This window comes from Microbacterium sp., assembly GCF_032084865.1.
Classification (GTDB): domain Bacteria; phylum Actinomycetota; class Actinomycetes; order Actinomycetales; family Microbacteriaceae; genus Microbacterium.
The window spans coordinates 1-10,983 of sequence record NZ_DAMDLU010000095.1 but is presented as its reverse complement, the minus strand read 5'-3'; the positions used below and the strand labels follow the sequence as shown (position 1 = coordinate 10,983).

The 10,983-nt window shown below is 69.8% G+C and carries 12 protein-coding genes; 4 read left to right on the top strand and 8 right to left on the bottom strand.

Going from position 1 to position 10,983, the window contains the following annotated elements:
- Positions 1 to 755, top strand: a 755-nt coding sequence (locus RT309_RS10460; protein ID WP_313356837.1) for a rhodanese-like domain-containing protein, incomplete at its 5' end; no start/stop codon positions are given.
- A complete protein-coding gene (locus tag RT309_RS10455; protein WP_313356836.1) occupies positions 752 to 1,024 on the top strand; it encodes a metal-sensitive transcriptional regulator in 273 nt (90 codons plus the stop codon). The genes RT309_RS10460 and RT309_RS10455, both read left to right, overlap by 4 nt.
- A gap of 222 nt (positions 1,025 to 1,246) precedes the next feature.
- Here RT309_RS10455 and RT309_RS10450 read toward each other — a convergent pair whose 3' ends face one another.
- The gene (locus RT309_RS10450) at positions 1,247 to 1,594 is read right to left on the bottom strand and encodes a TraR/DksA C4-type zinc finger protein (protein ID WP_313356834.1); all 348 of its coding nucleotides are present in this window, start codon (positions 1,592 to 1,594) and stop codon (positions 1,247 to 1,249) included.
- Positions 1,595 to 1,817: 223 nt separating this feature from the next.
- Between RT309_RS10450 and RT309_RS10445 the strand changes: the two genes are divergently transcribed.
- The gene (locus RT309_RS10445; protein ID WP_313356833.1) at positions 1,818 to 3,812 is read left to right on the top strand and encodes an AarF/UbiB family protein; all 1,995 of its coding nucleotides are present in this window, start codon (positions 1,818 to 1,820) and stop codon (positions 3,810 to 3,812) included.
- A gap of 128 nt (positions 3,813 to 3,940) precedes the next feature.
- Positions 3,941 to 5,023, top strand: a complete 1,083-nt coding sequence (gnd, locus tag RT309_RS10440) for a phosphogluconate dehydrogenase (NAD(+)-dependent, decarboxylating) (protein ID WP_313356832.1) — start codon at positions 3,941 to 3,943, stop codon at positions 5,021 to 5,023.
- A 10-nt stretch (positions 5,024 to 5,033) separates the two neighbouring features.
- Here gnd and RT309_RS10435 read toward each other — a convergent pair whose 3' ends face one another.
- The 7 genes from RT309_RS10435 to RT309_RS10405 all read right to left on the bottom strand — a co-directional run bounded on the left by RT309_RS10435 (position 5,034) and on the right by RT309_RS10405 (position 10,818).
- Positions 5,034 to 5,471, bottom strand: coding sequence for a VOC family protein (locus tag RT309_RS10435; RefSeq protein WP_313356831.1), 438 nt, complete (start codon positions 5,469 to 5,471; stop codon positions 5,034 to 5,036).
- Positions 5,472 to 5,960: 489 nt separating this feature from the next.
- On the bottom strand, positions 5,961 to 6,092 hold the full coding sequence (locus tag RT309_RS10430) for a hypothetical protein (RefSeq protein WP_313356830.1): 132 nt from the start codon (positions 6,090 to 6,092) through the stop codon (positions 5,961 to 5,963).
- 5 nt (positions 6,093 to 6,097) lie between these two features.
- On the bottom strand, positions 6,098 to 8,419 hold the full coding sequence (gene purL / locus RT309_RS10425) for a phosphoribosylformylglycinamidine synthase subunit PurL (protein ID WP_313356828.1): 2,322 nt from the start codon (positions 8,417 to 8,419) through the stop codon (positions 6,098 to 6,100).
- Positions 8,420 to 8,541: 122 nt separating this feature from the next.
- The gene (locus RT309_RS10420; protein ID WP_313356827.1) at positions 8,542 to 9,468 is read right to left on the bottom strand and encodes an FHA domain-containing protein; all 927 of its coding nucleotides are present in this window, start codon (positions 9,466 to 9,468) and stop codon (positions 8,542 to 8,544) included.
- Positions 9,469 to 9,489: 21 nt separating this feature from the next.
- Positions 9,490 to 9,798, bottom strand: a complete 309-nt coding sequence (locus RT309_RS10415) for a hypothetical protein (protein ID WP_313356825.1) — start codon at positions 9,796 to 9,798, stop codon at positions 9,490 to 9,492.
- An 80-nt stretch (positions 9,799 to 9,878) separates the two neighbouring features.
- Complete coding sequence (locus RT309_RS10410; RefSeq protein WP_313356823.1) at positions 9,879 to 10,364, bottom strand: pyridoxamine 5'-phosphate oxidase family protein; 486 nt, start codon at positions 10,362 to 10,364, stop codon at positions 9,879 to 9,881.
- Positions 10,365 to 10,482: 118 nt separating this feature from the next.
- Positions 10,483 to 10,818: a hypothetical protein gene (locus RT309_RS10405; protein WP_313356822.1), complete on the bottom strand. Its 336-nt coding sequence runs from the start codon at positions 10,816 to 10,818 to the stop codon at positions 10,483 to 10,485.
- Positions 10,819 to 10,983: the final 165 nt, after the last annotated feature.

Below are 10,983 nucleotides of genomic sequence, written 5' to 3'. Positions count from 1 at the left end.
CCGCCGACGTGGGGCTGCTCGACGCGCCGCCCGCCGACGCCCTGCCGGCGCTCGGCACGTCCATCGTCGGCGTCTTCGATCTCGCCGTCGCGATGACGGGGTGGAGCGAGAAGCGGCTGCGGGATGCCGGTCGCGCCTACCGCGTGATCCACGCGCATCCCTCCGACCACGCCGGCTACTACCCCGGTGCCGAGCGGCTGACGATGAAGCTGCTCGTCGATCCCGACACCGACCTCATCCTCGGCGCGCAGGTGATCGGACGCAGCGGCGCCGACAAGCGCATCGACGTGATCGCGACGGCCATGCAGGCCGGGCTCACCGCATCCCAGCTGAGCCGGCTCGAGCTCGCGTACGCACCGCAGTTCGCCTCGGCGAAGGACCCGGTGAACATGCTCGGCTACATCGCCGACAACGCCGCGACCGGACTGACCGAGGGTGTGCAGTGGCACGAGCTCTCCGCCGCGGTGGCCTCCGGTGCGACCGTGCTCGACGTGCGCAGCGCCGGCGAACACGAGGCCGGGGCGATCCCCGGCAGCGTGAACATCTCGGTCGACCACCTGCGCGGCCGTCTCGACGAGCTGCCCGCCGGAGAGCTGATCGTGCACTGCCAGGTCGGTCAGCGCGGGCACACCGCCGTGCGCCTGCTGCGTCAGCACGGCCGCGAGGCGCGCAACCTCGACGGCGGGTATTTCACCTGGCAGGCGGGCACCCGGATGCTCGCCGCCGATCGCACTCTCGAGAAGGAGCCCGCATGACCACCGCACCCGACGATGAGATCCGCAAGGTCGTCAACCGGCTCAAGCGCGCCCGCGGGCAGCTGAGCGCCGTGATCGACGCGATGGAGACGGATGCCGACTGCCGCGACGTCGTGATCCAGCTCGCCGCGGTGGGCAAGGCGATCGACCGCGCGGGCTTCGCGGTGATCAGCACGGCGCTGAAGCACTGCGTGATCGACGGCGAGGATGCCGACGACGGCGCCCCAAGCATGGCGGAGCTCGAGAAGCTGTTCCTCACGCTGGCCTGAGGCGGCGGCGTCAGCGGCTTACGCCTCGGGGTGGGTCGCCAGCGTGCCGGGGCGTCGCCGGCGCTTACGCTTCGGGGGCCGACACGCCAGATGTCGGACGTTCTCGCGCGATCCTTCCGGCATCTGGAGTGTCGGCCCCCGTTTCGTCTCGGTTCTGAGGCAGGCGGGCGGCCTGCCCGTACGGCGCGCCGGGTCCCGGTGCACGGGGTCACTCGTGCGCTGTCACCCGAGCTTCTCGGCGCACGGCACGCACAACCGCGCGAACGGGCGCACCTCGAGACGACCCTCGGGGATGGGCTGCCCGCAGTTCGCGCAGGTGCCGTAATCGCCGGCATCCCACCGCTCGAGCGCCTCGTCGTACTGCCGCACCTCGTCGGCAGCCGCGTCGGCCAGCGCCGACAGCCGCGACCACTCCGACGACAGGGTGACGCCCTCGGGGTCGTGCTCGTCGTCGTCGTTCGACCCCTGCCGGTCGTGCACGAGTTCGGCCAGAGCGGATGCCGCATGCTCGGCGCGCGCGACAGCATCCGCCCGCTGCGCGGCGAGCGACTCCCTGCTGATGCCGGCCATCCCGCCACCCTAGCCCCGCTGCCGCACCGCGGCGCCGGCATCCGGCTCCCGACGACGCCAGGACGGGCCCCGGCTTCCCGCGTCCCGCCCCCGCATCACACGTTCGGATGACGCCCGCATCAGTCTTCTCCCGGATGTGGGTTTGCGCGCACTGCGCTCGACTGGAGTGAACTGAGATCGATCCGCCGGGGATTGATACAGTTCTCCCCATCGGAGGCCGCGTGTGAATCTCTCAGCCATTGTGCTCGATGCGCTCCTGATCGTCGGCGTCACGGTGCTCATCATGCTCCTCATCGGCGCGCTCTCGCGGCGTCTGCTGGGGGTGCGCATGAGCAGCGGGCGCATCATTTTCGCCGGCCTCGCCGGACTCGGCGCGGGTGTCGGCTTCGAATCGCAGTTCGTCTGGCGTGCAGCGGAGTACACGCCCGCCGTCATCCCGATTCTGCTCGGAGTGATCGTGCTCGTGGCCATCGCGGTTCTCGTGGCCGCGGAGATCCTCGTGCCGCAGGGCTCGCTGCCTCAGCCGCACCAGTGGCCGGCCCTGACGCGCCAGGCGCTCGAACGCAATCGGCGGTACATGCAGCTGCTGCGGATCGCCGCCCGGCACCGTCTGCTGGCCATCCGATTCGAGTCCAGTGCCGATGAGCAGCACCGTCGGGAGCGGCGGCAGCAGGCGATCGCGTTGAAAGAGGCGCTGCAGGAGGCGGGCGGGGCGTTCGTCAAGCTCGGGCAGCTGCTCTCCACACGTCCCGATGTGCTGCCGCAGGAATTCCGCGATGCCCTCAGCGCCCTGCAGCAGAGGGTGCCGCCGGCACCGTGGAGCGCCGTCGAAGCGCAGCTGGTCGCCTCACTGGGCGGCCCGCTCGACGACGTGTTCGCCACGTTCTCGCATGAGCCTCTCGCTGCGGCATCCATCGGCCAGGTCCACGTCGCGACGCTGAAGTCGGGCGAACGAGTCGCGGTCAAGGTGCGGCGACCCGGGATCGAAGCGGTGGTCTTGCGGGACATCGACATCGCCCAGCGGCTGGCCCGTCGCTTCGCCCGGTCGAGCGAGTGGGCGGAGAGGTTCGGAGTCGAAGCGCTGGTCGACAGCCTGACTCAGAGCCTGCACGACGAGCTGGACTACAGCCTCGAGGCCGTGAACATGGCGGCGCTCGCCGCCGTGCAGCAGAGCCTTCCCGCGGACTCTCGTGTGCACATCCCCCGCTGCCTCTCGGCTCTCAGCAGCGAACGGATGCTCGTGATGGAGCACGTGTCGGGGCGCACGCTCAGTGATCCGCGGGCCGCGGCCGCGCTCGACCCGGCCGAGCGCAGCGAACTGGCTCGGCGACTGCTCGCCGCGGTGCTGGCCCAGATCCTGCAGGCGGGCGTCTTCCACGCCGATCTGCACCCCGGGAACATCGTCATCTCCGAGGGTGCCGCCGGTGCCGAGGCCGAGGTCGTCCTTCTCGACTTCGGTTCGATCGGTCGGATCGATTCCGAGACGCGGGCGCGGATCGTCGACGTGCTGTCGGCATTCTCCCGAGGCGACGCCGCCGCGTTCGCGGACTCGCTGCTCGCGTTCGTCACCCTCGACGACGGTCAGGACGAACGCGCGCTGCGTCGAATCGTGTCGTCGTTCATGTCCCGTCGCCTCGGGCCCGGCTCGCGGCTGGATGCTTCGGTGTTCGCCGAGGTGGTCGTGATCCTCTCGGAGCAGGGCCTGACCGTTCCTGCCGAGCTGACCGTGCCGTTCCGCGCGATCGCGACCGTGGAAGGATCGCTGCGCCTGCTCGAGCCGGAGTTCGACCTCATCGCTGAGGCCGGCGATTACGCGCAGCGCCGGATGAGCGACGCGATGCGGCCGCAGGCCGTGCTGCGCTCGCTCGCCGATGAGGCGGTCTCGGTGCTGCCCCTCATCAAGCGCATGCCCCATCGCGTCGATCAGATCACCGGGCACCTCGCCGAGGGCCGGTTCGGCATGAACGTGCGGATGCTGGCGGATGCCCGTGACCGGGCGTTCCTTCGCGAGATCACCGGACTGGTCGTCGTGGCGTTCCTCGCCGGCGTCTTCGGGATCATGTCGGCCGTGCTGCTCACGAGCAGCGTGGGCCCGCAGCTGACCGACACGCTGACGCTGTTCCAGGTGTTCGGCTACCTCTTCATGGTGGTCACGGGGGTGCTCACGCTGAAGGTGCTCTTCGACGTGCTGCGGCGGATGCCTTCCCGGTCGAGGTAGCGCCGCAGCGCGGCCCCGGCCCGACCCGACGCGCGACCGCGAAGCATGCCACATCCGCACCCGCCCCGCACGGGCCTTGCCGCCACCCATGGCGTGCGTGACGATGGGAACGCCAATCGACGGGAGACATGATGCAGCTGGGAATGATCGGACTCGGACGCATGGGCGCCAACATCGTGCGCCGACTGATGCGCGACGGACACGAATGCGTCGGGTTCGACGTCAACCAAGAGGCGGTCAAGGCGCTCGAGGCGGATGGCGCGGTCGGAGCCAGTGACCTGCAGGACTTCGTGTCGAAGCTTCAGACGCCGCGCGTGATCTGGCTGATGGTCCCGGCCGGTCTCACCGGCACGATCGTCGAGCAGGTCGCGGATCTGCTCGACGAGGGCGACATCATCATCGACGGCGGCAACTCGAACTACCGCGACGATGTGCGCCGCGCGGCGGCGCTGCGTGAACTCGGTCTCGAATACGTCGACGCCGGCACCAGCGGCGGTGTGTTCGGTCTCGAGCGCGGGTACTGCCTCATGGTGGGCGGATCGGATGCCGCGGTGCAGCACATCGAGCCGCTGCTGAAGACCATCGCTCCCGGCGTCGGCGAGATCGAACGCACCCCCGGTCGCACCGGCGAGCTGGCTCCGGAGGAGCAGGGCTACCTGCACTGCGGTCCGGCCGGCGCGGGACACTTCGTGAAGATGGTGCACAACGGCATCGAGTACGGCATCATGGCGGCGATCGCCGAAGGTCTCAACCTGCTCGAGAACGCCGACGCGGGAGTGCGCGAGGCCGAGCACTCCGCCGAGATCGCACCGCTCGAGGAGCCCGAGTTCTACCAGTTCCCCATCGACACCGCGAAGGTCACCGAGCTGTGGCGTCGCGGCTCGGTGATCTCGTCGTGGCTGCTCGATCTCACCGCGACCGCCCTGAACGAGAACCCCACCCTCGACGGCCTCGCCGGCCGGGTCTCCGACTCGGGCGAGGGCCGCTGGACGGTCAAGGCGGCGGTTGACGTGGGCGTGCCCGTGCCGGTGCTCTCGTCGGCCCTGTTCGAGCGCTTCGCCTCGCGCGATGAAGACCGCTTCGCGAACCAGGTGCTCTCGGCGATGCGTCTGCAGTTCGGCGGGCACAAAGAGCTGCCGGCGGGTGACGTGCTCGAGGCGGGCGGTCGCAAGTCCGAGTCGAGCGACCGCGGGCAGTCCGACACGGCGTGATGCGGCCTGGTCACTTGCGGGTGAGGTCTTCGGCAAGCATCACGATGATGCCGCTCGGCCCGCGCAGGTAGGTCAGCCGGTAGACGTCCTGATAGTTCGCGACGCCCCGCAGCGGGTGGCATCCATGCTGCGCGGCGATCGCGAGCGCCTGGTCGAGATCGTCGACCGAGAACGCGATCCGGTGCATGCCGATCTCGTTGGGCAGCGTCGGGTCGGTTTCGATCGCGTCGGGATGCACGTACTCGAACAGCTCGATCCGTCCGTCGCCGTGCGGAGTCTGCAGCATCGCGATCTTCGCGTGGTTGCCGTCGAGCCCGACGGTCGTGTCGGCCCACTCACCGCTGACCTCGTCGCGACCGAGAACGGTGAGCCCCAGCGCGGTGAAGAACGAGACGGCCTCGTCGAGGTCGCGCACGGCGATGCCGACGTTCTCGAAGCGGATGCTCATGCCTCCGGATGCTACTCCCCCCGGCGCTCCGTTCGTCAGCGTCGTCTTCGACTGCGTCGTGTTCGGGCATCCCTCGGGCCCAGGCATCGCTCGAGCCCAGGCCTCCCTCCCGCCGGGTGGGCCCATATGGTCGCCTCGGTCGCGAGGAGGCAGCCATTCGGGACCAGCGGATGTGGGGCGCACGCCCGGGCGCGAGGCCCCTCCCGCGGAGTGGGCCCGTACGGTCGCCTCGGTCGCGAGGAGGCAGCCATTCGGGACCATCCGGCGGAGCCGGGGAGATGCCTGGCGCGGGATACGCGAACGCCCGAGACACAGGCATCCTCTCGCCGGGTGGGCCCATATGGTCGTGTCGGGCGTGGCGAGGCAGCCATTCGGGACCAGTCGGCGCGGGGCGCACGTCCGGGCGCGAGGCTCCTCTCGCAGGGTGGGCCCATATGGTCGCCTCGGTCGCGAGGAGGCAACCATTTGGGACCAGCCCCCGCCCGCGCGTCAGCCGAGCAGCGTGAGCGCGGTCACCCCGCCGGCGCCGACGATGAGCGCGACGATGGTGACCCAGGCGACGGCCCGGATGCGGCGGCTGCGGCGCTCACCGAGATCGCCGTAGTCTTCGTCGGTGTGCACGTCGGTCACGCGACGGGCTCGGTCACGGTCGGGCCGAACACGGCGGGCAGCGTGCCGCGCGAGGTCTCGCGCAGCTCGTCGACCGAGAAGGTGAACACGTCCTGCACCTCGAGGGTCGGCTCGGTGTCGGTGACGCCGATGCGCAGCACCGGGTAGTCGCGTCCCTCGCACAGTCCGCGGAACTTCACGTCTTCCTCGCGGGGCACGGTCACGATCACGCGGCCCGCAGACTCCGAGAAGAGCGCGGTCGCGGCATCCACTCCGTCGCGCTCCATCAGCTCGGTGAGCCAGACGCGCGCGCCGACGCCGAAGCGCATGACGCCCTCGGCGAGGGCCTGGCCGAGGCCGCCCTCCGACAGGTCGTGCGCCGACGAGATCAGCCACTCCTCGCGGGCTGCTCCCAGCAGCCCGGCGAGACGACGCTCACCGGCGAGATCGACCTTCGGTGGCAGACCGCCGAGGTGGTCGTGCACGACGTCGGCCCAGGCCGAGCCGGACAGCTCGGTGGAGGTGACGCCGAGCAGGTAGATGTTGTCGCCGGCATCCTGCCAGCCCGACGGGATGCGACGCGACACGTCGTCGATGATGCCGAGCACGCCGACCAGCGGCGTCGGGTGGATCGGCACGTCGCCGGTCTGGTTGTAGAACGACACGTTGCCGCCGGTGACTGGGGTGCCCAGCTCATAGCATCCGTCGGCCAGACCGTCGACGGTCTGCCCGAACTGCCACATCACCTCGGGGTTCTCGGGGGAGCCGAAGTTGAGGCAGTCGGTGATCGCCGTGGGCGTGGCACCGGTGACGGCGACGTTGCGGTACGCCTCGGCGAGGGCGAGCTGCGCACCCGCGTACGGGTCGAGCTGGCAGTAGCGGCCGTTGGCGTCGGTCGAGACGGCGAAGCCGAGGCCCGACTCCTCGTCGACTCGCACCATGCCGGCGTCGTCGGGGAAGGCGAGGGCTGTGTTGCCGCCGACGTAGTAGTCGTACTGGTTGGTGATCCAGCTGGTGTCGGCGAGGTTCGGCGAGCCGAGCATCGCGAGGAACTGCGCCCGCAGCACCTCGGGCTCGTTCGAGCGGGGAAGGTCTTCGGCGGCATCCGCCTGCAGCGCGTCGATCCATGTCGGGTAGGCGACGGGACGGTCGTAGACGGGGCCGTCGACGGCGACGGTCGACGGGTCGACGTCGACGATGCGCTCACCCTGCCAGTCGATGATCAGGCGGCCGTCGCCGGTGACCTCGCCGAGCACGCTGGTCTCGACCTCCCACTTGTTCACGACCTCGAGGAACGCGTCGAGCTTCTCGGGCGCGACGATCGCCATCATCCGCTCCTGCGACTCGCTCATCAGGATCTCTTCGGCCGTGAGAGACGGGTCGCGCAGCAGCACGTTGTCGAGCGAGACGCGCATGCCGCTGTTGCCGTTGGCGGCCAGCTCGCTGGTCGCACACGAGATGCCCGCGGCACCCAGGTCTTGAATGGCCTCGACGAGCTCGAGCGCGTACAGCTCGAGGCAGCATTCGATGAGCACCTTCTCGGCGAACGGGTCACCGACCTGCACGGCGGGTCGCTTGGTCGGGCCGGTGGAGTCGAACGAGTCGGATGCCAGGATCGACGCGCCACCGATGCCGTCGCCGCCCGTGCGGGCGCCGAACAGCACGACCTTGTTGCCGACGCCGGTGGCGTTGGCGAGCTTGAGGTCTTCGTGGCGGAGCACGCCGACCGCGAGGGCGTTGACGAGCGGGTTGGCCTGGTAGACGGCGTCGAACACTGTCTCGCCGCCGATGTTCGGCAGGCCCAGGCAGTTGCCGTAGAAGCTGATGCCGCTGGTGACGCCGTGCACCACGCGCGGGGTGTCGGGGTGGTCGATGGCGCCGAAGCGCAGGGCATCCATCACCGCGACCGGGCGGGCGCCCATCGAGATGATGTCGCGCACGATGCCGCCGACGCCGGTCGCGGCGCCCTGGAACGGCTCGATGAAGCTGGGGTGGTTGTGCGACTCGGCCTTGAACGTGACGGCCCAGCCCTCGCCCACGTCGACGACGCCGGCGTTCTGGCCCATGCCGACCATGAGCCGTTCCTTCATCTCGTCGGAGACCTTCTGCCCGAAGCGGCGCAGGTAGTTCTTCGACGACTTGTACGAGCAGTGCTCAGACCACATCACCGAGTACATGGCGAGCTCGCCCGAGGTGGGGCGCCGACCGAGGATGGTCTTGATCTGCTCGTATTCGTCGGGCTTGAGCCCGAGGGCGGCGTAGGGCTGCTCCTTCTCAGGAGTCGCGATGGCGTTCTCGACCGAGTCGGGAACATGCTGACGAGAGGCAGGAGTGGTCACGCGGGCTCCAGAAGAAGAGGGAGGCGGGGCCCGTCCAGTCTACCGGCGCGTCACAACGCTCTCGGCCTGCCGGTCACTCGACGCCCACAGGCGCCGTCGCTTCGCTCGACGCCTACGAAGCCCTAGCCGCCGTACTGCTCCGGATCGGCGCCGGGCTCGGTGCGCAGCGGCTGCCCCTCGGCTGTACCGTGGTTGCGCATCATCTGCGTGCGCGACGGCTGCGGACGCTGGTACGCGTACTCGCCGCCCTGGCGTCCGCCGTAGGGGCGTCCGTGATCGGCGTACTCTTCGCGGAAGAACGCGAGCCGCCACCGGCCCATCGTGATCAGGGCGCCCGTGCGCAGGGTGCGCCCCTGCTCTTCATCGCCGATGCGCTCGCGGTACGCGCCTCCGCCGACCGCTCCCGTGGCGTAGAGCACGTATTCGTCGCCCGGCTCGTGACGGATCTCGGCGTGCATCGATTCGAGATCGGGCAGCACGAGGTCGCACGACGACGAGCCGATGGTGATCCTGTCGGAGGTGAGATCGAACACCTTCGGGGCGACGCCGTCCCACTGCTCGGCATCGACGGTGAAGATGAGCCGCGGATGCCCGGCGCCCCACGCGTAATGGGTGGTGGTGATGACCCGCCGTGGGCGGTTGCGTTCGAAGGTCGGTGCCAGCGGGAGCAGCACCCGGGCGACGGAGGGGATGGGCGGCAGGGTACGGGAGGACTGGATGCGACGCACGCTATTGAGCGCGCTCAGCGATCCGAGGCGCATGTGCGATGACCCGGTGGCCAGGCGCGAGAGCATGCTGCGACGCACGTCGCCCACCTCGATCATGGGCCCTTGTGGACCTTCGATCCGCACGGTCAGCCCCTGGGCAGCGAGCTGCCTGGCGAGAGCGTCGACCTCGTGCAGCTGCGCGCGGTGGACGCTGGGAAGACGCTCGGGATCGCTGATGAAGACGTTCACGCGCCGACCGTGGCCGGTGATCTTCACCGAGAAGGGCGGTTCGTCGTCGGTTCCGAGCAGCGCGACCGTGAGGTCGACGTCGACGGTGATCATGGCCCGTGCCCCACAGCGGACTCAGCCCGCCGAGGGGCTGGAGTCCTGGTCGGTGTACGCGCCGGTCTCAGAGGTGAGGGTGTTGTCGCTCGTGGTCACACGCAGCGTGCCGTTGATCTTCCACGTCGCGCGCGGGGCGTCGGGGCCGATGTCACGCGGCACCTCGACGGTCATGTCGTCGAACGCGTAGTTGACGACGGCGCCGCGGCCGGTGAGGAACGACCACATCTCGCGGCCGAGGTCGGTCCAGTCGCCGATCGAGCGGCCTTCGGGCCCGCTGCTCGATCCGAACAGGTCGGAGGAGGAAGAGGAGGAAGAGGTGTCGCTCATGATCGGCTCCTTTGCCGGTGTCGGTGTTCGAACCCTAGTCCTGCCCACCGACACCGGCAAGGGCCGATGTTGGACTGAGGTCAGAGGTCGACCTTGCCGCTTTCGCCGCCGTCGTACTGCTCACCGGTGAGCTTCGACTTCACGAAGCTGAACACCGTGGCGATCCGGCCGCCGGGGGTGTCCCAGTATTCGGCCGATTCCGCCGTGAAGCGCACCAGGCCCACGTCGGGGTCGTCGGGTCCGTCGGGGAACCAGGCCTCGACCACCGGGTTCCACAGGTCCTTGATCTTGGCGAGGTCATCGACCAGCCACGCGGTTCCGGAAAGCGAGACCCATGCGTCGTTCGAGCTCATCGAGACGTTCACGTCGGCGTCGTCGGCGAGCTCTGCCGCAGGGGACGAGCTCTTCGAGATCAAGAACCACAGGTCGCCGTCGAACTCGGCCTCCTGCACGGTGAACGGCCGGGCGACGAGCTTGCCGTCGCTCTTGCGGGTGGTGAACATCGCGAAGCGGAAGTCCTTGATCAGCTCGGCGACCTTCTTGCGGTCATCGGTCGTGTCGGTCATCGCCTGCTCCCTCCAGTCGCCCGCCGACTGCGGGCGTCGTGGCTCACCACGATGCCGCCGCAGCCGAGAGTCGGGCAGGGGGTTGCCGCGTCGCGCGCGCTGGGTTACACCGTCGGGCTCACAGCCGGATGTACGCCGCGCCCTCGAACTGCGCATCGGTCAGCGCGACGATCGCGGCGGGGACGGTGCGGATGCCGGGCTGCAGGTCGTCTTCGGTGATCTCGTGCGCGCGCATGCCGCCCTCGCACGCCTCGATCGCCGCGCCCGCGGGCAGCCTGTCGACGGCGAGCGGGTCGGCGTCGCGCGTGACGCCCGTGATCGCCGGCCCGTTGACGATGATCCGGATGCGGTGCTCCGGCCGATCCTTGTGCAGGATGCGCGCCGAGTTGATCGAGCGCGCGACGTCGGCGGGGTCGGTGGTGACGTGGATGACGACGGTGCGGGGTGCGGTCATACCGGCATCCTGCCATCGGATGCCGGGCGCGGGCTCAGCGCGCGAGCGCGGCGGCCAGGTAGGGAGCGGTGCGGCTGCCGGATGCCACGGCGACGGCATCCGGGGTTCCGGTCGCGACGATCCGCCCGCCCGCGTCGCCGCCGGACGGGCCGCGGTCGATCACCC

Bases quoted from the DNA above. Each gene is read 5' to 3' on its own strand.
- RT309_RS10450 (WP_313356834.1), bottom strand. From the start codon at position 1,594: ATGGCCGGCATCAGCAGGGAGTCGCTCGCCGCGCAGCGGGCGGATGCT.
- RT309_RS10405 (WP_313356822.1), bottom strand. From the start codon at position 10,818: ATGACCGCACCCCGCACCGTCGTCATCCACGTCACCACCGACCCCGCC.
- RT309_RS10415 (WP_313356825.1), bottom strand. From the start codon at position 9,798: ATGAGCGACACCTCTTCCTCCTCTTCCTCCTCCGACCTGTTCGGATCG.
- RT309_RS10435 (WP_313356831.1), bottom strand. From the start codon at position 5,471: ATGAGCATCCGCTTCGAGAACGTCGGCATCGCCGTGCGCGACCTCGAC.
- gnd (WP_313356832.1), top strand. From the start codon at position 3,941: ATGATGCAGCTGGGAATGATCGGACTCGGACGCATGGGCGCCAACATC.
- RT309_RS10420 (WP_313356827.1), bottom strand. From the start codon at position 9,468: ATGATCACCGTCGACGTCGACCTCACGGTCGCGCTGCTCGGAACCGAC.
- RT309_RS10410 (WP_313356823.1), bottom strand. From the start codon at position 10,364: ATGACCGACACGACCGATGACCGCAAGAAGGTCGCCGAGCTGATCAAG.
- RT309_RS10455 (WP_313356836.1), top strand. From the start codon at position 752: ATGACCACCGCACCCGACGATGAGATCCGCAAGGTCGTCAACCGGCTC.